The sequence below is a fragment of the Streptomyces ambofaciens ATCC 23877 genome, assembly GCF_001267885.1.
GTDB lineage: Bacteria > Actinomycetota > Actinomycetes > Streptomycetales > Streptomycetaceae > Streptomyces > Streptomyces ambofaciens.
Window position 1 is genome coordinate 6,321,538 of sequence record NZ_CP012382.1, and the last position, 24,482, is coordinate 6,346,019.

General features: G+C 74.3%; 28 protein-coding genes. 9 read left to right on the top strand and 19 right to left on the bottom strand.

The window, feature by feature from the left end; translation table 11 throughout:
- The first annotated feature begins 89 nt into the window (after positions 1–89).
- A complete protein-coding gene (locus SAM23877_RS27730; RefSeq protein ID WP_053139021.1) occupies positions 90–755 on the top strand; it encodes a hypothetical protein in 666 nt (221 codons plus the stop codon).
- Positions 752–1,441: a ThuA domain-containing protein gene (locus tag SAM23877_RS27735; protein ID WP_053139023.1), complete on the top strand. Its 690-nt coding sequence runs from the start codon at positions 752–754 to the stop codon at positions 1,439–1,441. Before SAM23877_RS27730 ends, SAM23877_RS27735 begins: the two co-directional genes overlap by 4 nt.
- Before the next feature lie 13 nt (positions 1,442–1,454).
- Here SAM23877_RS27735 and SAM23877_RS27740 read toward each other — a convergent pair whose 3' ends face one another.
- The 7 genes from SAM23877_RS27740 to SAM23877_RS27770 form a co-directional block, all read right to left on the bottom strand.
- On the bottom strand, positions 1,455–2,381 hold the full coding sequence (locus tag SAM23877_RS27740) for an ABC transporter permease (RefSeq protein ID WP_079030479.1): 927 nt from the start codon (positions 2,379–2,381) through the stop codon (positions 1,455–1,457).
- Entirely contained in the window at positions 2,378–3,298 is a 921-nt protein-coding gene (locus SAM23877_RS27745; protein ID WP_053139025.1) for an ABC transporter ATP-binding protein, read from the bottom strand. The genes SAM23877_RS27740 and SAM23877_RS27745 overlap by 4 nt, the downstream gene beginning before the upstream one ends.
- A complete protein-coding gene (locus SAM23877_RS27750) occupies positions 3,295–3,645 on the bottom strand; it encodes a transcriptional regulator (protein WP_053139026.1) in 351 nt (116 codons plus the stop codon). Before SAM23877_RS27750 ends, SAM23877_RS27745 begins: the two co-directional genes overlap by 4 nt.
- Entirely contained in the window at positions 3,642–4,154 is a 513-nt protein-coding gene (locus SAM23877_RS27755) for a hypothetical protein (RefSeq protein WP_053139029.1), read from the bottom strand. Before SAM23877_RS27755 ends, SAM23877_RS27750 begins: the two co-directional genes overlap by 4 nt.
- A 149-nt stretch (positions 4,155–4,303) precedes the next feature.
- Complete coding sequence (locus SAM23877_RS27760; RefSeq protein ID WP_053139031.1) at positions 4,304–4,642, bottom strand: STAS domain-containing protein; 339 nt, start codon at positions 4,640–4,642, stop codon at positions 4,304–4,306.
- A 170-nt stretch (positions 4,643–4,812) separates the two neighbouring features.
- The gene (locus SAM23877_RS27765) at positions 4,813–5,487 is read right to left on the bottom strand and encodes a hypothetical protein (protein WP_063796792.1); all 675 of its coding nucleotides are present in this window, start codon (positions 5,485–5,487) and stop codon (positions 4,813–4,815) included.
- Positions 5,484–8,294 carry a toll/interleukin-1 receptor domain-containing protein gene (locus SAM23877_RS27770; protein WP_053139035.1) on the bottom strand — a complete coding sequence of 937 codons (2,811 nt, stop codon included), beginning with the start codon at positions 8,292–8,294 and terminating at the stop codon, positions 5,484–5,486. Before SAM23877_RS27770 ends, SAM23877_RS27765 begins: the two co-directional genes overlap by 4 nt.
- Before the next feature lie 206 nt (positions 8,295–8,500).
- Between SAM23877_RS27770 and SAM23877_RS27775 the strand changes: the two genes are divergently transcribed.
- Positions 8,501–9,193: a hypothetical protein gene (locus tag SAM23877_RS27775; protein ID WP_159042000.1), complete on the top strand. Its 693-nt coding sequence runs from the start codon at positions 8,501–8,503 to the stop codon at positions 9,191–9,193.
- A 19-nt stretch (positions 9,194–9,212) separates the two neighbouring features.
- Here SAM23877_RS27775 and SAM23877_RS27780 read toward each other — a convergent pair whose 3' ends face one another.
- Positions 9,213–9,392, bottom strand: coding sequence for a DUF397 domain-containing protein (locus tag SAM23877_RS27780; RefSeq protein WP_053139039.1), 180 nt, complete (start codon positions 9,390–9,392; stop codon positions 9,213–9,215).
- Positions 9,389–10,207: a helix-turn-helix domain-containing protein gene (locus SAM23877_RS27785; protein ID WP_053139040.1), complete on the bottom strand. Its 819-nt coding sequence runs from the start codon at positions 10,205–10,207 to the stop codon at positions 9,389–9,391. Before SAM23877_RS27785 ends, SAM23877_RS27780 begins: the two co-directional genes overlap by 4 nt.
- Positions 10,208–10,319: 112 nt before the next feature.
- Between SAM23877_RS27785 and SAM23877_RS27790 the strand changes: the two genes are divergently transcribed.
- Positions 10,320–10,754 (top strand): ATP-binding protein, encoded by a 435-nt coding sequence (locus tag SAM23877_RS27790; protein WP_425314768.1) that lies wholly within the window; start codon positions 10,320–10,322, stop codon positions 10,752–10,754.
- Between the two features lie 32 nt (positions 10,755–10,786).
- On the opposite strand, the gene SAM23877_RS27795 is transcribed toward SAM23877_RS27790, so the two are convergent.
- From SAM23877_RS27795 to mmuM, 6 genes are all read right to left on the bottom strand, one after another.
- Positions 10,787–11,398 (bottom strand): hypothetical protein, encoded by a 612-nt coding sequence (locus SAM23877_RS27795; RefSeq protein WP_053139042.1) that lies wholly within the window; start codon positions 11,396–11,398, stop codon positions 10,787–10,789.
- Complete coding sequence (locus SAM23877_RS27800; protein ID WP_053139044.1) at positions 11,395–12,738, bottom strand: DUF58 domain-containing protein; 1,344 nt, start codon at positions 12,736–12,738, stop codon at positions 11,395–11,397. The genes SAM23877_RS27795 and SAM23877_RS27800 overlap by 4 nt, the downstream gene beginning before the upstream one ends.
- Positions 12,735–13,736, bottom strand: a complete 1,002-nt coding sequence (locus SAM23877_RS27805) for an AAA family ATPase (protein WP_053139045.1) — start codon at positions 13,734–13,736, stop codon at positions 12,735–12,737. Before SAM23877_RS27805 ends, SAM23877_RS27800 begins: the two co-directional genes overlap by 4 nt.
- Positions 13,733–14,284: a hypothetical protein gene (locus SAM23877_RS27810; RefSeq protein ID WP_107408678.1), complete on the bottom strand. Its 552-nt coding sequence runs from the start codon at positions 14,282–14,284 to the stop codon at positions 13,733–13,735. Before SAM23877_RS27810 ends, SAM23877_RS27805 begins: the two co-directional genes overlap by 4 nt.
- A 32-nt stretch (positions 14,285–14,316) precedes the next feature.
- Positions 14,317–15,249 carry a DUF4129 domain-containing protein gene (locus SAM23877_RS27815; RefSeq protein ID WP_053142935.1) on the bottom strand — a complete coding sequence of 311 codons (933 nt, stop codon included), beginning with the start codon at positions 15,247–15,249 and terminating at the stop codon, positions 14,317–14,319.
- A 110-nt stretch (positions 15,250–15,359) separates the two neighbouring features.
- On the bottom strand, positions 15,360–16,268 hold the full coding sequence (mmuM, locus tag SAM23877_RS27820; protein ID WP_053142937.1) for a homocysteine S-methyltransferase: 909 nt from the start codon (positions 16,266–16,268) through the stop codon (positions 15,360–15,362).
- A 206-nt stretch (positions 16,269–16,474) separates the two neighbouring features.
- Here mmuM and SAM23877_RS27825 point away from each other — a divergent pair, with 206 nt between their 5' ends.
- Positions 16,475–17,554, top strand: coding sequence for a glycoside hydrolase family 43 protein (locus SAM23877_RS27825; protein ID WP_053139049.1), 1,080 nt, complete (start codon positions 16,475–16,477; stop codon positions 17,552–17,554).
- Between the two features lie 24 nt (positions 17,555–17,578).
- Here SAM23877_RS27825 and SAM23877_RS27830 read toward each other — a convergent pair whose 3' ends face one another.
- Positions 17,579–18,115, bottom strand: coding sequence for a hypothetical protein (locus SAM23877_RS27830; protein ID WP_063484577.1), 537 nt, complete (start codon positions 18,113–18,115; stop codon positions 17,579–17,581).
- 116 nt (positions 18,116–18,231) lie between these two features.
- Here SAM23877_RS27830 and SAM23877_RS27835 point away from each other — a divergent pair, with 116 nt between their 5' ends.
- Positions 18,232–18,699, top strand: coding sequence for a hypothetical protein (locus SAM23877_RS27835; protein ID WP_053139051.1), 468 nt, complete (start codon positions 18,232–18,234; stop codon positions 18,697–18,699).
- Complete coding sequence (locus SAM23877_RS27840) at positions 18,696–19,457, top strand: isocitrate lyase/PEP mutase family protein (protein WP_053139053.1); 762 nt, start codon at positions 18,696–18,698, stop codon at positions 19,455–19,457. Before SAM23877_RS27835 ends, SAM23877_RS27840 begins: the two co-directional genes overlap by 4 nt.
- On the opposite strand, the gene SAM23877_RS27845 is transcribed toward SAM23877_RS27840, so the two are convergent.
- Entirely contained in the window at positions 19,450–20,034 is a 585-nt protein-coding gene (locus tag SAM23877_RS27845) for a TetR/AcrR family transcriptional regulator (RefSeq protein ID WP_053139055.1), read from the bottom strand. The two genes, SAM23877_RS27840 and SAM23877_RS27845, sit on opposite strands and share 8 nt — an antisense overlap.
- Positions 20,035–20,179: 145 nt before the next feature.
- Between SAM23877_RS27845 and SAM23877_RS27850 the strand changes: the two genes are divergently transcribed.
- Positions 20,180–21,886: a PHP domain-containing protein gene (locus SAM23877_RS27850; protein ID WP_053139057.1), complete on the top strand. Its 1,707-nt coding sequence runs from the start codon at positions 20,180–20,182 to the stop codon at positions 21,884–21,886.
- Positions 21,883–22,407, top strand: coding sequence for a hypothetical protein (locus SAM23877_RS27855; protein ID WP_053139059.1), 525 nt, complete (start codon positions 21,883–21,885; stop codon positions 22,405–22,407). The genes SAM23877_RS27850 and SAM23877_RS27855 overlap by 4 nt, the downstream gene beginning before the upstream one ends.
- A gap of 37 nt (positions 22,408–22,444) precedes the next feature.
- On the opposite strand, the gene SAM23877_RS27860 is transcribed toward SAM23877_RS27855, so the two are convergent.
- On the bottom strand, positions 22,445–23,098 hold the full coding sequence (locus SAM23877_RS27860) for a maltokinase N-terminal cap-like domain-containing protein (RefSeq protein ID WP_053139061.1): 654 nt from the start codon (positions 23,096–23,098) through the stop codon (positions 22,445–22,447).
- Between the two features lie 70 nt (positions 23,099–23,168).
- Positions 23,169–24,425 (bottom strand): D-arabinono-1,4-lactone oxidase, encoded by a 1,257-nt coding sequence (locus tag SAM23877_RS27865; RefSeq protein ID WP_053139063.1) that lies wholly within the window; start codon positions 24,423–24,425, stop codon positions 23,169–23,171.
- Positions 24,426–24,482 lie beyond the last annotated feature (57 nt).

Genomic DNA, 24,482 nt, shown 5'->3' on the forward strand with positions numbered 1-24,482 from the left:
GGGTGGGCGCCTCCCGTCCGCACGGCACCGGCCGCACGGGCGGGCGGCCGGGCCTGACGAGGGGAACGCCCGTACGGCAGGATGGGCGCATGCCTCGTCTCACGCGCGTCCTGCCGGTGCTGCTGCTGGCGCCGTTGCTGCTCACCGCCTGCGGCTCCGAGAAGGCGGACACCGAGACCGTGGCCGTCTCCTCCGCGGGGGCCCGGGAGACCACCGGTCCCGACACCGGCCGGGGTGAACTCGACGCCCGCGCACAGGCGCTGGGCGTGGCCCCCGAACTGGTCCGCGTCACCGAGGCCCCCGGTTTCACCCTGGCCCAGCAGTCCGTCGGCGTCCTCGGCGACGACGGCTTCTCCGCCACCTGGGTCTCCGGTGAGACCGGTGCGCACCTGCGCCTCTCCGTCGACCGGGGCTCGATCACCGCCGGCACGTGCCCCGAGCAGCCGGTCGGGGACATGTCCGGGGAGCGCACGACGTGCGAACGCGACGGCGCCACCTGGTACCGCACCGGCGCCGGACGCCACGAGTACGCGGTGCCCGGCGAGGGCCACGTCGTACGCGTCTCGGCGGAGGAGGGCGCCGTACCGCGTGACGTGCTGCGCGAGGCCGCCCTCGCCGCCCACCGCCCCGACGCCGCCGAAGCCGCCCGGCTGCTGCCCCCCGCCGGCCCCGCGCCCGGCACCCCGGTCGAACGCGGCGACCTGCCCCCGGTCGGTGACGGGGCGCCCGACAACGACGTGGACGCCGGCGGATGACGCGCCCCGGCAGGACGGCACCCCGGCTGCTCCTCTACACGCGCACCACCGCCTACCGCCACGACTCCATCCCGGACGCGGTGCACGCCGTGCGCACCCTGGAGGAGTTCGAGGCCGACCACACGGAGGACCCGGCGGTCCTGGAGCGGCCCCTCGACCGGTACGCGGCCGTCGTCTTCCTCTCCACCAGCGGGGAGGTGCTCACCCCGGCCGGACGCGACCGGCTCGCCGCGTACGTGGAGGCGGGCGGCGGCTTCGTCGGCGTGCACGCGGCGGCCTGCACCGAGGAGGACTGGCCGTACTACGGCGAGCTGCTCGGCGCCCGCTTCGCCCGCCACCCCGCCTGCCAGCCGGGCCGGGTACTCGTCGAGGACCCCGCCCATCCGGCGACCCGGGAGCTGCCGCCGGTCTGGGAGTTCACGGACGAGTGGTACGACTTCCGCACCAACCCGCGCGGTGCGGTGCGGGTGTTGGCCCGCGCCGACGAGTCGTCGTACGAGGGCGGTGGCATGGGCGACGACCATCCGCTGGTCTGGTGCCGCGCACAGGGCGCGGGCCGCGTCTTCTACACGGCCCTCGGCCATGCCGCCGACGCCTACCGCGACCCGGACTTCCGCGCCCATCTGCGGGGCGGCATCGACTGGGCGGCCCGCGCGGACACCGGCACGCCGCCGCGACGGCCCTGAGGCCCCGGCCCGGCTACACGGGCAGCGCGCCGCTGCGTGCCGCCTCGCGGTGGCGCGAGGCCAGGCGGGAGCCGGACTCGCGGCGGGCGGCGCGGCGCAGGAGGGGCACCGCGAGGAGGAAGCCGAGGACCGCCCAGGCGCCCAGGACCAGGGCGACCATGGGCAGTTCCCAGGAGCCGGCCGGCTCGGCGGTCCGGGCGGCGTCCGGCAGCAGCGCCGAACGCAGGCCCTGGGCCATCCACTTGAGCGGGAAGACGGAGGCCACCTGCTGCACCGGCGCGGGCAGCGAGGTGATCGGGAACACCGCTCCGGAGGTGACCAGCAGCCCCATGGTGGGCAGCATGATCAACGCCAGCGCCTCGCGCGGATTGGGCAGCACGGCGCCGATGGCCGCGCCCAGCGGCACGACGGCGAGCAGCCCCAGCGTGGTGACCCACAGCAGCGTCAGCCAGCCCGCCGGCCCGTCCGGCAGCGGCCCGTCCACCAGGACCGCCGCGCTCGCCAGGAGCACGGCCAGGGTGCCGATCGCCGTGACGGCCACCAGCAGGCACTTGGCGACGAGGTAGGCCGGTATCCCGCCGGGTGTCGCGCGCAGCCGCAGCAGCGCGCCCTCCTCGCGTTCGGTCACCAGCATCTGCGGGACGTTGATCAGCCCGATCTGGAACAGCAGGTAGGCCGCGAAGCCCGCCAGCACCAGGTGGGCCATCGGGGTCTGCGTGCCGGGCACGTCGTCACCGACGTAGCCGGCGATCGCCAGCGCGACGACGACGTTGGTCAGATGGCCGGACATCTCCCTGGGGTTGCGCAGGAGGTGCCGCAGCTCGATGCCGCCGCGGAGGAACCCGGCCCGCCAGTGCCGGCCGCGCGGACGGAGCGGTGCCTGCGTGCCGGCAGTGCCGTCCGCCTCGTGGGTGCTGTCCGTCACGTGTGTCCTCCTCATGCGGCCTGTGCCTCCCCGTCCGGGGAGTCGTCCGGGGGTCCGGGCGGGCCGCCGGCCGTCCCGTGCACCATGTGCAGGTAGGTGTCCTCCAGCGTCGGGCGGCGCACCTCCAGGCCGGGGATCGGGCCCGCCGCGTCCCGGTGGAGTTCCCAGACCAGCCGGGAGGGGTCCTCGGTGCGTTCGCGGCGGGACGTCCCGTCGTCGGCCGTCCAGCGGACCTCGGCCCGCGAGGCGGCCTGCCGGGCCAGGTCCGCGGGCGTGCCGCAGGCCCGGATGCGGCCGCCGACCAGCATGGCGATCCGGTCCGCGAGGCGCTCGGCCTCCACCAGGTCGTGCGTGGTGAGCAGGACGGTGACGCCCTCGTCGCGGGCCAGCCGCTCGACGAGGAGGTGGAAGTCGTGCCGCGCCCGGGGGTCGAACCCCGTGGTCGGTTCGTCCAGGAAGAGGAGTTCGGGACGGCCGACGATGCCGAGGGCGACGTCCAGCCGCCGGCGTTGCCCGCCGGACAGCCGGTCCACCTGTCGGCCCGCCTGGTCGGTGAGGCCGACCAGGGCCAGCAGTTCGGCCGGGTCGCGGGGGTCGGGGTAGTACGTGGCGAAGTGCCCCAGCAGTTCGGCGACCCGCCAGCGGCGGTGGTCGCGCCAGGACTGGAGCACCAGTCCGATCCGGCCCCGCCAGGCGTCGTCGCCCCGCTCCGGGTCCGTGCCGAGGACGTCGACCTCCCCGCCGGAGCGCCGCCGGAAGCCCTCCAGGATCTCCACCGTGGTGGTCTTCCCGGCGCCGTTGGGGCCCAGCAGCGCGAAGACTTCGCCGCGGTGGATGTCCAGATCGATGCCGTGGAGGACGGCGGTGTCCCCGTACGCCATGGTCACGTCGCGCGCGTGGATCACGGGCCGGCCGGGTGCGTGCCGCGTCATCGTCCCGCCTCCGAGGGCTGCCGCCGGGGCTCCGCGCCGGCCGCCGCCTGCGGGCCGGCGGCGTCGACGATCGCCCGGAGTGCCGCCACGTGCCCCTCGAAGGCCGTGCGGCCGCGGTCCGTCAGCCGCACCTTCGTGCGCCGCCTGCGGCCACCGCCCTCCTTGTGGAGTTCCAGGTAGCCGGCCTCTTCCAGGGTGTGCAGCTGCTTGGAGAGCGCCGAGTCGCTGAGCGAGAGGCTGTCGCGGACGAACGCGAAGTCCGCCCATTCGGTGGCCGCGAGCAGCGCGACCACCGACAGCCGGGTGGCGGGATGGATCAGCTCGTCGAAACCGGTGGGGATGCTCATCGCCCCGCCCCCGGGTGAGGTTCCCGCACACCCCGGTCACGCAGCGACCCTGCCGCCCAGCGGCCCGCCGGGCCGATGAACAGGACGAACACGGCCGCCGAGACCGTGGCCCGGATCAGGCCGCCGGACACCGGTTCCAGGGACTCGACCATACGGCCGGACAGCAGGACCGTCGCGCCGGTCACCACCGCTCCCGCGACGAACGTGGCGAGCGTCCGCCAGTCCACGCGGGAGTGGTGCAACCGCATCCGGCTCCTGCGGTGGTGCACCACGGCCAGACGGCCGAGCAGGCCGACGTACGCGGCGATGGTCAGCAGGACGCCCCACAGGGGCAGGTCCAGGCCCTGGACGGCGAGGAAGACCCACATGATCGCGGCCGTGGCGTAGGTCGTTCCGCCCCCGCCGGACGCCGACCGCTCGACCTCGTCGTACACCCGCTCCTGCGGCACCCGGATGCGCTGCAGGTCCTTCCATGCCTGTTCGGCATCGACCGGTGTGCTCACGGCCATCGCCCTCCCGTGCCCGACTCCACTTTCCTACTGGGAAAGCTATCTTCGACTTTCCCGGTAGGCAAGTCGGTGGGAGGGTGAGGCCGGCAGATCACCGAGGGTCGCCGGCCGGTCACCCGGCCGACGACCGCTGTGCGGCGCGGGGCCGGCTACGCGACGAAGGTGGCGACGGTGTCCAGCCCCGCGTGCCGCAGGGTGCGGTGCACCGCCGGGCGGGCGCCGCGGACGGTGAGGACGGCCGGTTCCGGGGCCCGGGTGACCGCGCGCAGCAGCGCGTAGGCGCACGCGAGGTCGATGTGCGTCAGGTCGCCCATGTCCAGGGTCCACGCGCCCGGCCGCCGCAGACGGGGGTCGAGGAGCAGCTCCTCCAGGACGCCCAGCGCGGGCGCGTCCAGGTCACCGGCGAAGGCCAGAACGGCGTGCCGCTCGTCGGCCTCGGCGATCGTCACGGGGGCGGACCGGCTCGGGTGGTGAGGGTCGACGGTCACGACGGCCTCCTCGGCGCACAGTGCGGGCGGGCGTGTCTCCCATTGTCACCCCGCGGCGCCGAGCGGGGCGGGTCGGAACGCGACCGCGCACCGGGACCCTTCGCCGCGAGCCCGGGACCACCGTGTTCCGGGCCCCCGGGCGTCCGGTGCGTCGGTGGCCGGGACGCCGGTCAGGACGTGACCTTCGAGTCGCTCAGAACCAGCACGTCCGCGGCTTCCAGCGTCCAGGTGCTGACCCTTTCCCCCGACGGGCAGCAGTTGGCGTCCGACGGCCGGTACCAGAGCTCGGTCATGGTGGCCCTGCCCGGCTTCAGCTTCGTCGTGGACACCAGCGGCGGATGCTCGGCGTACGACTCGTGCTGGGTGGGAAGGGTGCCCAGCGCGTACAGCCGGCCGTCGCGCGCCGTCAGGACGACGGCCGCGAAGGTCAGTTGCCCGGCCGCGGTCCCTCCCCCGTTGTCGCAGCCGACGGCGACGGCGGCCTCGTCGCGGTCGTCCCCCGTGACGTCTCCGTACGTGGTGAGGTCGGGGAGCAGGGCCACGTGGACCCGGCCCCAGGTCTTCGACTCGCCCCGGCCCTCGCTGTCGGTGAGGGTCACCGTCCCGGCTATCTCGCAGAAGTCGCCGGGCAGCACCGCACGCGTCCAGTCGACCTCCCGCAGGTCGTCGGGGGCGGGCCCGAGCGCGGAGCCCGGGATCAGGGGAGAGGCGGTGGGTACCGGGGCCGAGACGCTGGGCGCGGCCGGCGCCGGGGTGACGCGGGGGCCCTGGTCGGGGGTCGAGCAGGCCGCCGCGAGCGCCGCGACCGCCACGACCGGCAGAGCCCGTGCCACACGTCTGTTCATGCGCTCGTCTCCACGGTCGGCTGCGGTTCGACGCAGGGCGGGCTGTACGTCCGGTCGGGCAGGTACTGGGCCCACTGCTCACGCGTGATGGGCTCCGACTGGGCACACAGCTGCTGCTGGATCGTCGACGGCTCGGCCTCCCACATCTGTGTGGCCCCGCCGGTCGACACGGCGAGGGTGTGGCCGTCCGCACTGAACGCCATGCCGTCCGTGCCCGCCCCCACGTCCAGCACCGCGGACTCGCGCGGGTTCTCGGGACCGGACACGTCCCAGATGCGGACGGACCCGTCGGCTCCGCCGCTCGCGGCCGTGGCGCCCTGCGGGTGGACGGCGAGGTCCTCGACCGCCGTGGTGTGCCGGGTGCTGGAACCCAGTCGGTCGGCCCGGTCACCGCGGACACGCCACGCCGTGACCGCTCCGTGGGAATCCCCGACGTACAGGGTCCCGTCGGATGCCGCCAGGGAGGTGGGCCGTGCGGCGCCCGTTCGGAGAGTGGCCGCCTTCCTCGGCTCGGAGGGGGTGGAGACGTCCCAGACCTGGACGGCGTCCCGGGCCCTGGTGACGGTCGCGAGGCTCCTGCCGTCGTCGAGGAAGACCGCGGGGGACCTGGTCGCCGCCGGGAGCAGCGCCAGTCGTCGGGGTTCGTCCTCGGTGCTCCACAGGCCCAGCCGATCGTCCTCGTCGGCGGCCACGAGGTCCCCGTCGGGGCTGAACAGCACGAGGTCCGCTCCCTGCCTCAAGGCGGTGGTCGTGAGCTCGCGGGGCTCCAGGGGGTCGGAGGTGTCCCACATCTTCAGGGGTGTTCCGGTGGCGAGCGTCCTGCCGTCCGGAGCGAAGGAGACCTGCTGCCCGCCCTGGTTGAACGTGGTCAGCGTCGACAGGCGGTGCGGCTGGGCGGCACCGTCGACCCACCACAGCGTCGAGGGCGAGCCGAGGGCGAGTACGTGGCCGTCCTTGCCGAAGGGCTGGGCCGACATGTGGCCGTCCGGCAGGAACACCCGGGAGGACGAGCGTTCCGCCTCGGCCACCCGCCACAGCCGGACGGTGCCGTTGAGGTCGTCGGAGCCGTCGGCGGCGCGGGTCGCGCCGTCCGAGGCCGCGGACGCCAGTGTCCGGCCGTCCGGCGCGAAGGCCAGTGCCTTGACCCGTCCGGAGTGACCGGTGAGCCGTGCCCCCTGCGCGGGACGCAGCGGGTCGGACATGTCCCACAACTGGATCGTGCCGTCCCCCGCTCCCGTCGCGAGCGACCTCCCGCTGGTGCTGAAGGCGACGGAGTCGACGCCCAGGGACGAGCGCGCGCCGAGCAGCGCCGCCGGACTCGGCCGGGACGGGTCGCTCACATCCCACAGACGTGCGGAGTCCTCCTCGCCGCCGACGGCGAGGAACTGGCCGTCGGGGCTGAACGCCAGCGCGTCGGACGGGCTGTTCGTCGTGGACTCCACGGTGAGCCCGCCCTCTTCGGTCAGGCTCATGAGCCTGACCTTGCCCCCTTCGTACGACGCCGCGACGAGGGTCCCGTCGGGGCTGACGGCGATGGTCTCGGTGATCCCCGCCAGCGTCGTGCCCGGCAGCGAGTCCGTCACCTCGGCGTCCGGCTTCTCGAAGTCCACGACGTGGGGCACGGCGCCGTCGGTGATGACCGCCAGCCGCAGCGTCCGCCCGATGAACGCCAGTCCTCCCACCCCACCGTCGTCCGGCCGTACCGCCGTCAGGAGCCGCGGCTCGTCGGCCCGGCTCACCGACCACAGGCGTACGTGGCCGAAGGCGTCGCCCACGGCGAGCACGCCGCAGTCCTGCCCGAACGCCACGGCGGTGGCGGAGCCCCTCGCGGTCCCGACGAGACCCAGACGCCGGTTGCCGTCGGTGCCGTACAGCGTCACGCCGTCGTCCGCGGCCGTAGCGAGCAGTCCGCCGGACGGGCAGTAGGCGACTCCTTGTGAGGAACCGTCGGTGGGCAGCACGTCCGGGATGGCGGCGCTGGCGACGAGGGCTCCGTGCGCCTGGGCGGTCGGGGCCATCCGGTAGGCCTGCACGAGCAGTTGCCTGGCCAGGTCGGGCTGGCTGTCCTGGATCGAGGCCGCCTCCGCCACCAGCTGACGTGAGGTGGCGACGAGTTGGCGCTCGGCGGCCCGGTCGCTCTCCTCGTTCGCCCTCACCCCGGCGACCACGGCGATGCCGAGGAGGACGGCCAGCACCACGCTGATGGCGGTCACCGTCTGCCTGAAGCGCAGTTGGCGCCGTAGATGAGCCCCGATCAGCTCGGCCTTCGACCTCCCCCGCACCGGGGCGACGAACTCCGCCACCGCCTGGACCAGTCGGGTGTGGCGCGGCGAGATCCGCTTGTGCTCGCGCAACCACGTCAGGTCGACCCACCGGGGCTCCTGGGTGAAGGCTCCGGCCAGCTCCTTCCGGGGCAGGCAGTCCGTCCGCGCCCAGTCGAACTCGCCCCGTTCGGCGTCCCAGGCGATGGTGCCGGCGGTCAGCGCGATCAGGATGCGGTCGCCGCTCCGGTGTTCGAGCCACCACCTGATCTCCTTGCGGACCCACGGTGACTCGGCCGCCAGGGGAGAGGCCATGACGATGAGCCAGGCGGACTCTCCCAGCGCCTTCTCGATGTCCGCCCACAGATGAGGGCTCGCCGAGAGATTGGTCTTGTCCCTGAAGACGCGCAGGTCGCGGGAGCGGTAGAACGGGCGGCCGAAGTGCTCGACGGCGGCCTGGAAGGCCGTGGCGGGCCCGTCGTCCAACTGGTGGCTGTACGAGATGAAGACGTCGTGCTGATGGACACGCTCGCCGGCCTGCTCCATGCCGTTCCCCCCTGCGCGGTGTGCCCCCGGTAACCGCCCCCGCGCGTGTCAGGAGAGTAGCCCCTGCGTCACCCCCTATACAGGGATATGCCGCAAACTCCACTCCTGTCCCAGGGCGAACGCCGAGCTTCCGCGACCCCTGACGCGCCGCCCCCGGCCTCGTCTACAGTTCGGCCAGGGCACGCACACGGACTGTGGGGTGGTGGATGGCCGACGGAAGGGCGGCCAGGGTCACGGGAACGCTGGTGTTCCGGGCCTTGGTGTCCATGGTGCTCGGCGCCGGACTGGGCCTCGGGGTCTATTCCGTCAGTCACGCCAACGGCACCTACCTCTTCGCCGTCACCGGCGGGCTGACCGGGGTCGTCGTGGCACTCGGACTCGACGCCTACCGGCGGGCCGGCCGGCTGACCGAGGTGCGCGTCACCGTGCCGCAGCTCAGCGAACTGACCTTCGTGGTCAACAACGACTCGCGGCAGGTCTCGTGGCAGCTGTTCATCGAGTCCGTCACCCGCGTGTCGGTCCAGCCCCTGGACGACGACGAGGGGCTGCTGCGCGAGGCCCTGACGTCCCTGTACGGGCTCTTCGCCACGACCAGGGAGACCCTCAAGGCCGGCCGTCCGTCGGTCCACGCGAACAGCGGCCTGACCGTCGAGCATCTCGCCGTCACGTTCCTCAACAACGAACTGCGGCCGTTCCTCACCAAGTGGCACCCGCGCTTGCAGGCCTTCGAGCAGAGCCATCCCCAGCGTCCCGAGCAGGAGTGGCCGGGAGCCGCCGACTGCCGCGCGGATCTTCGCCGAGTGCAGGCCAACGTCCGCCAGTACGTCCTCGCCTTCGCCAAGCTCGCCGGCGTCAAGGACGCGCAGGCCATGATCGAAGGCTCACGGATCCATCCCTGACACGCGCCGTGTCAGGGAGTCACCAGGCGAGGAACGCGGCCCAGGCCTGCGGCGCGACGGTGATGCGGGGGGCGGTGGGGGCGTCGGCCTTGGAGTCGCGGATGTGGATGGTGGCGGGTTCGACGGCCACCTCGACGCAGTTGCCGCCCTCGCTGCCGCTGTAGCTCGACTTGACCCACCTCAGTGCGGTGCTGCTCATTGTTCTCCCAGGAGACGGTCCAGAAGATCCCTCGTGTCCTCGGGGGTGAGGGCCTGTGACCGCAGCATGGCACATTTCTGGGTCAGGATCGCCACCTCTCCAGGGTCGGCGATCAGTTGGCTGCCGCGCTGGTTCTCCGTGTAGGCGAGCCGCTGGTGTTCGGGCGTTTCCAGCAGGACGAAGGGCCCGTCGAGCGAAGCGTGACTCGCCCTGTCGAGAGGCAGAACCTGGAACATCAGGCCCGGCAGTTCAGAGCATGCCCGCAAGTGCCGCAACTGCTCGACCCACACCTCCGGTCCGCCGATCGGCGCCCGCACGACCGGTTCCCAGACCACGAAGCAAGTGATCGGCGGCTCCCCGCGGTGCAGGATCGCCTGCCTCTCGACGCGCGCCGTCGCCAACTGGGCGATCCTCTCCTCACCGTAGAACGGCACCCGGCTGCGGAACACCGCCCACGCGTACGCCTCCGTCTGGAGCAGGCCGGGCAGCACCTGGTTCTCGTACGACGAGATGGCGATGGCCTCCCGCTCCCGGTCCAGGAACTCCTCCGCCCACAGGGGTACGAGGTCCACCTCCGGCATCCTGCTCAACGCGGTCGACAACGCCCCCTTGGTGTCGAGGAGTTCGTCGAGCTGCTCGGCGAGATCCGGCTTCAGTGGGCGCCTGCCCTGTTCGATCGAGGCGATCTGCTGTTCCCCGATGACGAACCGTTCGCCCAGCGACCTCTGGGTGTGGCCGGCGGCCTGGCGGTAGAGGGCGAGCAGTGCCCCCACCATCTTCATCGCGGAGGCGTTCCTCCGTGTCGTCGTGCTCATGAGGTCGGACTCCCCACCCGGGCGCGTACGTTCACCGGCGCGCACCCGTACGGACCGGCTGTACGGGGGCGCGCACTGTCTCATGATGACCACGGAGCGTGACCCTCGTCCCGTGAACAGTGAAAATCGACCCCCGTCCCCCCGCGAGCGCTTCTACCGCCGGGAGCGCCGGTCCGTCCCCGACGCGAGGGCGTTCGCCCGCGAGGCACTCGCGGACTGGGGTGGGTGCGGTCGCACGGACGACGTGCTGCTGTGCGTCAGCGAACTGACCACCAACGCCCTGGTGCACGGCGTCCCACCCGGCAGGGGCTTCCTGCTGCGGCTGCTGCCGTACGACGACGGTGACGGCGTACGTGTGGAGGTGCACGACAGTGGGGACGGCGTGCCGGCGGTGCCGCCGCGGGGCGGGTGCGAGCCCGGGGAGGGCGGGCGCGGGCTGGTGCTCGTGTCGGAGCTGGCGGACAAGTGGGGAGTGGAGGAACGGACTCCCGGCAAGATCGTGTGGTGCGAGCTGGGTGCCGCTCGGGTCGCGGAAGCGCGACCCTGACAAGGAAGCGGGCGGCCCTTACGGCCGCTCCTTCAGCGGGGGTGCCGCTCCCGGCCCCGCCAACGGGCGCTCAGCACCCCACCGCCCGCCACCGCCAGGCCCACGACCACCCCGGCCACCGCCAGGCCCACGACCGCCCCGGCCGCCACCACCCGGCCGGGTCCGGTTCCCGCACCCGTCACCGGGAGCGCCGCGGCGACCGCCACCACACCGGCTCCGGCGCAGGCCGCCGCCGCCTCCGCCCACACGCGTACGACACCGCGTCCCCACCGCCACGGCCACGTCTCGCTCGTCACCAGACAGGCGACCAGCAGCCCGGTCAGACAGGCCCCTTCCCACCAGGCGGGATCACCGAGGGCGGCGATCACCACCACGCCCGCCGCCAGCACCGTCGTCCGGTGCCGCAGCAGGCGGTGGGACCAGCGCGTGGACTCCAGTGACGGCCGCCGGTCCAGCGACGGCGCCGCCCACAGGGCGAAGAGCACCGCGCAGCCGAGCGCGAGCGCGTCCGGCGCTCCGCTCACCCTCGCCCACGGGCGCCACGCCGTCACGACGGCCGCCGCCCCGAGCACCCGCACCGGCACGGTGCCGGCCCAGTACCCCAGGGACGCGCGGACGCCGGCCCGGGCCTCCGGCACCGTCATCCCACGCGCCCCGTCCCGCCGACCCGCCCCGACAGGAGCGGTGCCAACGCCAGATCCAGCGGCTCACCCACCACATGCCGCAGCACCGGCACCCCGCTGTCCCGCAGGGCGAACCGCATCGCGTCCCGCTCCGCCCGCCACAGTCGCAGTCCCAACTCGCCCGCGAGGTCGCCCGGTTCCACCTGCGGGTCGCCGCTCGGGATCTCCACGACGACCGGGCGGCGCCCCCGCTGCTGGAGCTCCCGCAGCACCTTCAGCACCCGGGCGTCGCTCAACGGGGTGAAGACGTAGACGAGTGCTCCCTCCGGCAGCGCGGGCGGCGGCAGCCGCTCCACACCGGGGGCGTCGAACCGCCGGTCCCTGCGTACGTCGAGGACGCTCTCCACGATGCGGTAGAACGCCGCGTCCCCGGTGCCCGGCGCCAGCCACCTCGTGCTGCCGCCGGTCGAGACGACCCCCACCCGGTCGTGGGTGCGCAGATAGGCCCGGGCGAGCCCGGTGGCGGCGCGCACCGTCTCGTCCAGGGACGACACTCCGGTCCCCGGATCGACGACGTCCCCGAACGCGTCGATCAGCATCACCGTGTCGGCGGCCCGCTCGGCCGCGAACCGGTGCAGCTGCACGGTCCCGCGCCGAGTGGTCGACGGCCAGTGGATGCGCCGCTGCCGCTCCCCGGGCACCCAGGGGCCCACACCGATGACCTCGACGCCCTCCCCGGCCTGCGGCGCGGCGTGCTCGCCGAGCCGCTGCGGCAGCCGTGCCGGGATCGGCGTGAACCGTGCCTGGGTGGCGCGCGGGAACACGGCCACCTCGGCCGCCGCCACGCGCACGGTGCGGCGCACGGTGCCCCCGTCGTCGTACACGTCGAGGTCCACCGGGCCGAGCGACCAGCGGCCCCAGTCAAGGGCGGTGTGGCGCAGCGTCACCGTGGACCGGCCCACGACGACCTCGTCGAGCCGCAGGCCCGGGCCGAGCGTGACACCGGGGTCGAGACGGACGGCGTCCCCGTCGTGGGCCACCGAGATGCGCAGGGTGACGGTGTCACCCTCGAAACAGCGGCCCGGTTCCACGGTCACCGACGTCTCGACGTGCCGGGGGAAGGCCCGGGGCAGTGCCAGCGCGAGCAGCACCAGCGGGGCCGCCGCGAGGGCCAGCAGCCATGCCCGCCCGGTGAGCAGCGCGGCGGACAGCGCGACGACGGCGACGGTCAGCAGGCGCAGCGTCCGCTCGCCGGGGCGCGGCCCGTCGGGCGGCGGGGGCGGCGGCTGCGCCGGGGCGGTGCGCCCTTCCAGGGCCCGGACCACGGCGGCGTCCGGCGGCACGGCAGCGGGCGGGGTCACGACGCGACGGCGGCGGCCGTGCGCCGTGTCGCCGGTGTGCCGACACTGCCGACGATCTCGCTCAGCACGTCGTCCGTCGACACCTCGCGCACCCACAGCTCCGGCCGCAGCGACACCCGGTGGGCCAGCGCGGGCACCGCGAGGGCCTTGACGTCCTCCGGGACGACGTAGTCACGGCCGTCCAGCACGGCGCGGGCGCGCGCGAGCTGTACCAGGGCGAGCCCGCCGCGCGGCGAGGCGCCGATGCTGATCTGGGGATGGCCGCGGGTCGCGCCGACGAGCGCGACGGCGTACTCCAGCAGGTCGTCGTCGATCTCCACGCGCTCCACGACGGCCCGCCACGCGACGACATCGGCCGGCCCCGCGAGGCGGTCGAGCACGGCCTCGGGTGCGGCCCGGTCGATCCGGGCCCGCAGCATCGCCAGCTCCTGATCGCCGGTCAGGTAGCCCATCCGCACGCGCAGCTGGAACCGGTCGAGCTGCGCCTCGGGCAGGGAGTACGTGCCCTCGTACTCCACCGGGTTGGCGGTGGCGATCACCAGGAACGGGTCGGCGAGCCGCCGGGTCTCGCCCTCCACGGTCACCTGCGACTCGGCCATCGCCTCCAGCAGCGCGGCCTGGGTCTTGGGCGGCGTCCGGTTGATCTCGTCGGCGAGCAGGAGGTGGGTGAAGACCGGGCCGGGGTGGAACACCATCTCACCGGTGCGCTGGTCGTACAGCGACGTTCCGGTGACGTCGGAGGGCAGGAGGTCGGGCGTGAACTGGACGCGGCGGAAGTCCAGGCCGAGCGTGCGGGCGAAGGACCGCGCGAGGAGGGTCTTGCCGAGCCCCGGCAGGTCCTCGACGAGGACGTGGCCGCCGGCCAGCACGCCCAGCATCACCAGTTCGAGCGCGTCCGGCTTGCCGACGACGGCCCGGCCCACCTCGCGCAGTACGGCGCCTGCCTGCTCGCCGACCTGCTCGGCGGTGCGGAGCCCGGGCGTGGAGTCAGTCGTCACGTCGCTTGTTTCCTCACGGGTGCGGGTGCGGGTGCGGGTGTACGGGTGCGGGGTGCGCCGAGCGTTTCGAGCCGGTCGACGAGGTGGCGCAGCACGTCGACGGGGACCTCGCCGTCGGGCCCGGTGCGGGGCGGCTCCGGGCCGAGCCAGGGCCACAGCTCGGTGCCGACCAACTCGGCCGCCCGCTCGGGCTGCTGGTCGAGCGAGACGTGGTGGTGCTCGGCGAGCGCGGCGGCGTACAGGTGGCGCAGCTCGGGGCGGAGCACGGCACGGTAGTAGAGGGCGCCGTCGGGGCCCGTGGCGGTAACCACGTTCCGCCGCCACTCGCCCATGCCCGGCGCCCGCGTCCGCAGCAGCCCCACCTCCTCCCGGCGCGCGGAGTCGAACGCGGCCGCCCCGGCGGCGTACCGGGTGAGGAGCAGCACCACGACGGTCAGCACGACCAGGAGCGCGCAGGCCGCCTCGAATCCGTCGAGGAGCAGGACGAGCAGGAGACCGGAGCCGGCGACCGCGCCCCCGAGCAGCCCGAGCCGGCCCCGGGTGAGCATGTCCCCTGCCGCGGTCCCTTCTCCGGGCCGGTTCACCGCGCGCCCTCCCGGTCCCGCAGCAGTGAGGCGATCTCCTCCAGGGCGCGGGCCGCGGCCTCGTGGTGCGAGCGGTCCATCGGGTGGGAGGAGTAGCGGGCCTCGCGGAACAGCGCGGTGAGGCGCGGTGCGGCCGGACCGGGGGTGAGACCCGCCCCGGCGGCCCGCGCGAGCAGATCGGCGGGGCTGTCGGAGGCGTGCCGCCGGACGCCGGACGCGACGAGGGCGTCCTCCATCGCGGCGTAGCAGGCGATGACGTCGGCACGGGCGTCACCGGTGTCGGACAGGGCGAGGCGGCCCGACCGCACGGCGGACAGCAGCAGGCGCGCCTCGTCGTCCTCGGCCACCGTGCCCGCGGGGCCGGGGCGCTGCGGCACCCTGAGCCCGCGCCGTCGCAGCCGTCGCACGACGGCCGGCGCGACGATCACGACGACGGCGGCGGCCAGGAGCCCGAGCACGGCGTACAGCGGCAGTGACGGCAGGCTCGGCGCGTTCCCCGGGCCCTCCGGGGCCGTCGGCCCGCCGGGACCGGGGGTGGGGAGCCGCGTCGGGAGGGGCGGCGGCGGTGGGCCGGACTCCGTGCCGCCGGGGAACCGGTGCAGCACCAGAGCCAGGACCCCGATGAGGCCCGCCCCGGCGAGCAGCAGCGGTGCGGCGGCCTCCCGCAGCCGCTGCTCGCCCGCCGGCAGCGCGGCGCGGCGGGAGCCGAACCGGCCCCGCAGGCGGGTGACGGTCCGCACGACCAGGGCCGACCAGACGAGGGACGACACGATCACGACGCCCCCGTGGCCGAGCGGCCCCCGGCCGGCGTGCAGCAGCCCCTCCGAGGGCCGCAGCGCGAGCGCGGCGACGGTGAGCGCCCCGACCGCTCCGGCGGCGACCGCCGCCCCGGGCACCGCCCGCTGCCTCGCCCGCCCCCCGTGATCCATGGCCCCCCTGCCGAACACGCTGTCCCGCACGTCGGTTCACCGCGGCCCTGACCCATGGTCCGACCACGGCCCGGCTCGCCTCCCCAGACGGCCGTGCCACCGGCATCCGGTCACACCGGCGCCAGTGCCGCCGCGACTGACCTGATGGTCCCCGGCCCCACCCGGCAGCAACCGCCGATCAGCCGGGCCCCGGCCGCCCGCCACCGGCGGACCTGCCCGGCGTCGAACGAGTGGGGCCCCTCCCAGGACCGTGCCTCAGCGTTCCAGGCCTCCCCGCTGTTGGGGTAAACGACAACTGACTTTCCGGTGACACGCGCAGCGGTCTCCACGGCGCCGGGCACGTCCTCGGGCGCGCAGCAGTTCACACCCACCGCGATCACCTCCTCCGCGTCCGCCGCCAGAGCGAAGGCCTCCTCCAGCGGCTGACCTGCGCGGGTGCGGTCGCCCGCGACGGTGTACGACAGCCAGGCCGGTACGCCCAGGGAGCGCACCACCCGCAGCAGCACCGCGGCCTCCTCGGTGTCGGGGACCGTCTCCAGTGCGAGGACGTCCGGCCGGGCGGCGGCCAGTACCTCCAGGCGCGGGCGGTGGAAGCGCTCCAGCGCCGCGGCGCCGATGCCGTACCGGCCCCGGTATTCGGAGCCGTCGGCGAGCATCGCCCCGTACGGGCCGGCCGAAGCGGCCACCCACAGCCGGCGGTCCGTCCGCGCCCGGCGGGCGGCGGCCCGGGCCGCCGCCACGCTGAGCGTGAGGAGTTCGGCCGCCCGCTCGGGGCCGATGCCGCGCCGGGCGAAGCCTTCGAAGGTGGCCTGGTAGCTGGAGGTGATGGCGACGTCCGCGCCCGCCTCGAAGTAGGCGAGGTGCGCCTCGGTGATCGCGCCGGGATCCTCCGCGAGCAGCCGTGCCGACCACAGGTCGTCAGTCAGGTCGTGGCCCGCCGACTCCAACTGGTTGGACAGGCCGCCGTCGAGCACGAGCGGACGGCCGGAGGCGAGGGCGTCGGCGAAGTCGCTGGTCATGAGCACGAGGCTAGTCGGCGCGCTCGGAAGCGCAGGTGGCCGACCGGGCCCGTGCCGCCCACGGGTCCCGGGGGCGGGTGGGAGTGGGCACGTCGCACCCGTTGACCTCTCCCTGCCACCCCCTTACCTTTTCGACGTTCGTAATCACAGATGCTGTTCGATATGACGAACGGCACATCCCCTGTTCCCCGTGGAGAGGCAGTCGCATGAGCCGCGCCGACGACCGGCCCGTTCCGCCCGCAGCCCCCGGCCGACGCCTGCTGCTGAAGGGTGCCGCGGTCGCGGGGGCCCTGGCGGCCGTCCCCGCAGCGGCCTCCGCCGTGCCCGGAGGGGCGGCCCCCCTCGCGAACCCGCTCGTCCGCAACCGTGCCGACCCGCACATCCGCCGGCACACCGACGGCTTCTACTACTTCACGGCGACCGCTCCCGAGTACGACCGCATCATCCTGCGCCGAGCCCGCACCCTGAACGGTCTTTCGACCGCGCAGGAGTCGGTCATCTGGCGCAAGCACGCCACCGGCGACATGGGCGCCCACATCTGGGCGCCCGAGATGCACCGCGTCGGCGGCAAGTGGTACGTCTACTTCGCCGCCGCGCCCGCCGAGCGCGTCTGGGACATCCGCATCTGGGTCCTGGAGAACTCCCACCCGAACCCCTTCCGGGGCACCTGGGTCGAGCGCGGTCAGGTGAGAACGGCCTGGGAGACCTTCTCGCTCGACGCCACCACCTTCACCCACCGCGGCGTCCGCTACCTCGCCTGGGCGCAGCACGAGCCCGACATGGACAACAACACCGCCCTGTGGCTGTCGGAGATGGCGAACCCCTGGACGCTGAAGGGTCCTCAGATACGGCTCTCCACCCCCGAGTACGACTGGGAGTGCGTGGGCTTCAAGGTCAACGAGGGCGCCTCGGTCATCGCCCGCAACGGCCGGCTCTTCATGACCTACTCGGCCAGTGCCACCGACGCCAACTACTGCATGGGCCTGCTGACCGTCGACGCGGACGCCGACCTGATGGACCCCGCGAACTGGCGGAAGTCGCCGACGCCTGTCTTCACCAGCAGCGACACCACCCGTCAGTACGGCCCCGGCCACAACTGCTTCACCGTCGACCGGGACGGCCGTACCGACGTCCTCGTCTACCACGCCCGTCAGTACAAGGAGATCGACGGCGACCCGCTCCACGACCCCAACCGGCACACCCGCGTCCAGCGGCTCCGCTGGAACGCCGACGGCACCCCGGACTTCGGCGTCCCGGTCGCCGACACGGCGGGGGCGCTCCGCTGAACGGGCGCGGCCGGCGCCCGGACTTCAGGCCCGCAGCCGATGCCGCATCTGCGTCAGGCGCCGGTCGAACCGCACGTTGTACCAGGTCAGCCAGGTCAGGAAGACGACCGCCAGGGCGAGCGTCCACCCCCCGGCCGCGACCGACCCCGAGGCGAACCACAGGACGGACGTACCGAAGAAGATCAGGAACATGAGCGGGAACGCCCACCAGCGGTTGCGCCGCAGACGCCGCTGACGGGAGTCGACCAGTGCCGCCATGGCCTGTCGGCGCCGCGGGTCCTCGGGGGGCGGCCCGCCCTTGAGGATCCGCCGCTCCATGGCGGGCACGTCCTCCGGTTCCGCACCGGTGTCCCGCGCGTCGTCGCGCCGGCGGCGCCGCACCAGGAACACGACCCAGGCGCTCATCGCGGCGGCGCCGAGGAGGGCCGACGGCCAGGCCCCGGTGCCGCCGAAGAGCAGCCGGACCACGAGGCCGGCCGCCAGCGCCCCCAGGCCGATCATCCACAGGCTGTCCCGCCGGAGCCGCTCCGGACGGTCGTCGCGCCGCTCAGGTCTCCCCATCTCCACCCCTCGGACAGTCGCACCTCGTGTGACCTCACCTGCTCCCGCGGGTACCCGCACGAGGGGTACGGACACTTCGGCCGGCACCGAAGCAACGGGCCTCTAGCGTCGGGGACATGAGCGACACGAAGACCGCCACCGCCCCCACGCCCGCCGACACCGTCACCGGCATGGTCGACCACGTCCTGGCGCTCGCCGCCACCTGGCCGGGCTGGGACGGCCGCCCCGCACACGTCGACGGCCGCGTCTACACCCCGCACAAGGCGATCCGCCGGGTCGCCGACCACATGGTCGACCATCTCGCCGAGCTGGAGGCCCGGCTGGCCGGGGAGGAGACGCAGCCCGACCACTGGCACGCCTCCACGGTCACCACGGAGGCGGACCGCGCCCCGTTCACGCGGGAGGACCTCGACGAGGCCCGCAGCCGCCTCACCCGGCTCGCCCGCATCTGGGCCAACCGCCTCGACGCGCTCACCGACGAACAGCTCGACCACTCGCCCGGCGAGGGCTGGAGCTTCCGCGAACTCGCCGCGCACCTGGAGGAGTCCGTCTACTACGCCGACGCGGTCGGTGACCTGTCGTGAGCGCCTTCGCCGGCCTGCACCGCGCCGGTGACCCCCTGCTCCTGCCGTGCGCCTGGGACCACGCCTCGGCGCTCGCCCTCGCCGGGCGCGGATTCCGGGCCGTCGGCACGACCAGCCTCGGCGTCGCGGCGGCGGCCGGGCTGCCCGACGGCGCCTCGGCGACCCGCGACGAGACGCTGCGACTGGCCCTGGCCCTGGGGCGGGAGCCGTTCCCGCTGTCCGTGGACGCGGAGGACGGCTACAGCGACGATCCCGACGAGGTGGGCGAGTTCGCGCGTCGGCTGGCGGCGGCCGGGGCCGTCGGCATCAACCTGGAGGACGCCCTGGGCCCCGTCGACCGGCACGCCGCGAAGATCGCCGCCGTCAGGTCGGCGGCCCCCGGCCTGTTCGTCAACGCCCGTACGGACACGTACTGGCTGCGTGCCGGCGAGGACGACGGCCGCGCCAGGGAGACGGCACGGCGCCTGGACGCCTACCGGGAGGCCGGCGCCCACGGCGTCTTCGTCCCCGGCCTGACCGACCCGGGCCGGATCGCGGACCTCCTCACCCATCTCGACGTGCCGCTCAACGTCCTCTACTCGCCCGCCGGCCCGTCCCTGCCGCACCTCACCGACCTCGGCGTGCACCGCGTCAGCCTCGGCTCGCTGCTGTACCGGCGGGCACTGGGCGCCGCCCTTGAGGCTGCGGCCGACATCGGCGCGGGCCGGGTCCCGGGCGGTGCGACGCCCTCGTACGACGAGGTGCGGGACCTCAGGTGACGCCGGGCTCCTCGCGCGGCCAGTGGACCAGGGCCATGTGCAGGGCGTCGACGGCCTTGTCCCAGGAGGCCCGCACGTCGCGCGGGGCGCCGAAGCCGCCGGCGGCCTCCAGGGCGCAGTAGCCGTGGAAGGTGCTGCGCAGCAGGCGTACGGCATCCGTGAGGTCGGGTTCGGTGAGGCCGTAGGCGCGGAGCATCCCGTAGGTGATCTCGGCGGTGCGGCGCAGGGCGGGGGAGTCGGCGACGAGGGACTGGTCGACGCGGATCTGGGTCGCGGCGTAGCGGCCCGGGTGACGCAGGGCGTACGCGCGGTAGGCGCCCGCGAAGGCGGCGAGGGCCTCCTTGCCGGCCCGGCCGGCCACCGCCGAAGCGATCTCCTCGATCAGCTCGCCGCCGGCCAGCAGCGCCACCCTGACCCGCAGGTCCTGGAGGTTCCTGACGTGGGTGTACAGGCTCGCGTCCTTGACCCCGAAGTGCCGGGCGAGCGCGGAGACGGTGACGCTCTCGAACCCGGTCGCGTCGGCGAGGTCGGCGGCGGCCGCGACGACACGGTCGGTCGTGAGACCCACTCGGGGCATGGGCCACCTGCTTCCTAGGGTTCCTAGGTTTCATGCTAGGGCAGGCAGGGCGGCAGGCGGGGCTCACCCGCGAGTCGTTCAACGTTCACCTTGTGCCTCGATCCTCCTCACAGCCGCGCACCGCGGCGGTATCCAGGAGGACTTCATGGGGCACGGACACGGACACGGCCATCACCACCACGGGCACGCACACGACCACGACCACGAGGCCGCGCCGGTCCTGCCCGCCGCCTTCGACACCAGCGTCCCCGACGAGGCCCTGAACCCCGAACAGCAGTCGCGCCGGGGCCTGCTGCGCCGTGCCGGCCTCCTCGGCGCCGGACTCGCCGCCGGTACCGTCCTCACCCCGACCGCGAACGCCGCCCCCGCGCGGGCGGCGGGCGACCGCCGTGGCGGGAAGGGCTTCCTCTGGCTCGCCGGGGACCACCACATCCACACGCAGTACAGCAGCGACGGCAAGTACCGCGTCGTCGACCAGGTCCGCCAGGGTGCCCGGAACGGCATCGACTGGCTGGTCATCACCGACCACGGCAGCACGACGCACGCCAGGATCGGCGTCGAGAAGGTCAACCCGGACATCCGGGAGGCCAGGGCGGCACACCAGGACACCCTTGTCTTCCAGGGCCTGGAGTGGAACATCCCGGCCGCCGAGCACGGCACGGTCTTCGTCCACCCCGGCCGCAACGAGGTGTCCGTCCTCAAGCAGTTCGAGACCGACTACGACGGCAGCGTCAAGGGCGCCGGCGACTCCACGCCCGCCAACGAGGCCCTCGCGGTCGCCGGTCTCTCCTTCCTCGCCGACCAGGTGAAGCGGCGCAAGGTGAAGGACGCCCTGATGCTCGCCAACCACCCGGCGCGCAAGGGCATCGACTCCCCGCACGAGATCCGCGCCTGGCGCGACGCCACCTCCGAGCACCACCAGATCGCCGTCGGCTTCGAGGGCGCCCCCGGCCACCAGGCCGCCGGCCTGCCGAAGCCGCTGGGTGCGGGCGGGGCCCGCGGCATCTACGACGGCAGCCCCGGCGTCAACTCCTTCCCCGGCTACCCGCTGGAGAGCTACCGCACCTGGGGCGGCTTCGACTGGATGACCGCCACCGTCGGCGGCCTGTGGGACAGCCTCCTCGCCGAAGGCCGCCCCTGGTGGATCACCGCCAACTCCGACTCCCACCAGGTGTACGCCGACACCGCCGCCCGTGGCGGCGGCGACTTCAACGCCAACGGCCGCTACGACGACCCCGTCTACGCCGGGAAGATCGACATCGGCCAGGGCGACTTCTGGCCCGGCCAGTACAGCCGCACCCACGTCGGCTCCGACGGCTTCTCCTACGCCGCCGTCATGGACGGCATCCGCGCCGGCCGCGTCTGGGTCGACCACGGACAGCTCGTCAGCGGCCTCGACGTCCGCGTGACGGGCGGCGGCCGGTGGGCCACGCTCGGCGGTGCCCTGCACGTCCGCAAGGGCACCCGGGTCACCCTGTCGATCGACGTCGCCCTGGCCGGCGGCCCCAACTGGGCCGGATTCACCCCGAAGCTGGCCCGCGTCGACGTCATCCAGGGCGACGTCACCGGCCCGGTCGCCGACCGGGACACCTTCACCGCGCCGACCGCCCGAGTGGTCAGGTCGTACGAGGTGAACAAGGACTCCGGGACCGTGCGGCTCACCTACGACCTCGGCCGCGTCGACCACCCCGTCTACCTCCGCACGCGCGGCACCGACGGCAACCGGTCCGCCGTCGGCGCACTGGGTGCGAAGGTCGACCCGGCGGGCCCCGCCATCGACGTCGTCGGCGACTCCGACCCGTGGCGCGACCTGTGGTTCTACTCCAACCCGGTGTGGGTCCTGCCGTCGTGACGCCGCCCGGCCCGCCGTACGCCATCGGCATCGACACCCGGGCGACGACGCTCCGCGAGGCCGATCACCTCCTTCAGGCACTCGCGGCCGAACTCGCCCTTCCCGAGGGCGTCTTCGGCTGCACGCACCTGGTCCGGGACGGGCGCCCGCGGGTCGCCCTCTCCCTGGCCGCCGACGCGAAGCCGGTCCTGCGCACCGCCCGGGACCGGCTCACCGCCCAGGGGTACGACGTCCTGGGCGGCGCCCCGGACGCGGTCGGCCGCGCCGTCCTCTACCCGGGGGCGGCCGGTCTCACCGGAACGCTGACCCTGGCCGAGCTGCTCGCGCGCTCCGCGATCGACGGCGTGACCGTACTGGGCACGCCGGACGAACCGTCCCCGGACACCCGGCTGGTCACCCGGGAGCACGTCCGTCCGCAGTGGCGCGACGGACGCCTCGTGCTGACCGCCATGCCCGCCGCGGGCGGCACCCTGGTGCCGTTCGAGGACCCGGACCCGACCCCGTGCTGCGCGGACCACTGAGGCGCCCGGCGGGGCCGCCCGGGCCCTAGCGCGGGCCCTAGCGTGGGTCCGTGCTCAGGACGGCGAAGAGCCCCCTGGCCCGGGTGCCGTCGGGCAGGTCCCAGCCGCCCGCGACGTGGCCGGCCGCCCCCGGCGGCGGGACGGGGCCGGCCTCCGGGACGGGGACCAGGACCCGGTGCAGGCGCAGGACCGCACCGTCCGGTGCGCGCAGCTCGGTGCCCGTCCGGTCGTCGACGGCGACGGAGAATGCGGGCGCGCGGCCGTCACCCGTGCAGGAGCGGGTGACCTCCCGGTCGGGGAGGTCGCTCGTGTTCTGGTCCTGGGCCCGCACCCGGCCCTCGACCAGGGCCGGCAACTGGGCGGCCAGCACCGGGTCGTGGCAGCCGTCGTAGGCCCAGCGGCGCCCCAACACCCCGTGCTCCATGGTGCCCACGAGGGCGTGCTCGGCCCCGTCGAGCGGGGCACCGCGGTAGGTGAGCGGCACCAGGTAGGAGGTCGGGTGGGGCCCGGAGACGTCGGTGACCACCATGAACTCGATCCCGACCGCCCCCTCGGGGTCGTCCAGCCGGAAGCCGCCGGCCTTGGTCAGGCGGGGCTCGCCCGCACCGGCGTACCACGGCCGGGAGGGCAGCCAGGAGGCGAGCAGTTCCAGCTTGGTCGGATGGAGCGAGGTGTGGTGGATGACGGCCATGCGGCCAGCCCCTTTCGTCGTCCGGACGCGGCGGCCCCACCTTGCCATCCGCCGCGGCCCGCGACGGGCCTCAGCCGCCCAGCACCCCGCGCACGAACGCGTTGGTGAACTTGCCCGCCGGGTCCAGGGCCTCGGTCAGCGCCCGGAAGTCGTCCAGCCGCGGATAGAGGGCGCGCAGCTCGTCCGCCGGCGTGGTGAACACCTTCCCCCAGTGCGGCCGGGCCGCGAACGGGGCCAGCGCCTCCTCCAGCCGCCGCACCACCGGCAGCACCGACGCCGTGTCGTCCACCCAGGTGAAGTGCGCCGCCACGGTGTCCCGCCCGTGCGCCGGGCTCAGCCACTGCTCGTCGGCGGCGACCGTGCGCACCTCGCAGGTCTGGAGCACCGGCGCGATCGTCGCCCGTATCGCGTCCACCGCGCGCAGGGCCTCCACGGCGTGCTCGCGGGGCATCAGGTACTCGGACTGGAGCTCGGCGCCGCTGCTGGGGGTGAACTCGGCACGGAAGTGCGGCAGCCGCTCGTGCCAGGGCCCCGGCACACCGAACTGCTCGGTGCAGTTGACCGCCGGCATGCCCGGCACCGGATGCATCTTCTCGGCCGCCGGAGCGGCGTACGGGAACGCGGACAGCGGCTGGTCCGTGCGCCGCTTCAGCCACACCTGCCGGAAACCCGGCGCCCGCCAGTCGGTGAACAGGCTCACGCTGTACGCCGCCGCCATCACCGCCTCGAAGGCCGCCGTGTCCAGCCCGGCGAGCGGCAGCTCCGTGAAGACGTGCTGCTCGACCTCGTAGGCCGCCTCCAGATCCAGGGTGAGCGAGGTCACCACGCCGAGCGCGCCGAGCGAGGTCACCGCGCCGCCGAACCGCTCCTCGCCCCGCGCGACGGTCACCGTCGACCCGTCCGCCGTGACCAGCTCCACCTCACGCACCGCCGACGCCAGCGAGCCGTTGCCCACCCCGGAGCCGTGGGTGCCGGTCGCCACCGACCCGGCGACCGAGATGTGCGGCAGCGAGGCCATGTTCGGCAGCGCCAGCCCCCGCCCGTGCACCAGCCGCGCCAGCTCCGCGTAGCGGACGCCGCCGCCCACCCGCACCGTACGGGCCGCCGTGTCGACGTCCACCTCGGCCGGCAGGCCGGCCAGCGACAGCAGGACGCCCTCGGCGCCCGGCTCGGCGATCTCGTTGAAGGAGTGTCCGCTGCCCAGCATCCGGACCCTCGCGCTGTCCGCCACGAGGGCCCGCAGCGCGGCCGTCGAACGCGGCCGCAGCAGCTCCTTGGCCGTGTAGGTGATGTTGCCGGCCCAGTTGGTCACGGTGATGTCGGTCATACCGCGGAAACCTACCCGGCGCGCCTGGAGGGGGCCCCGGACGGGAAGCCGCACCGG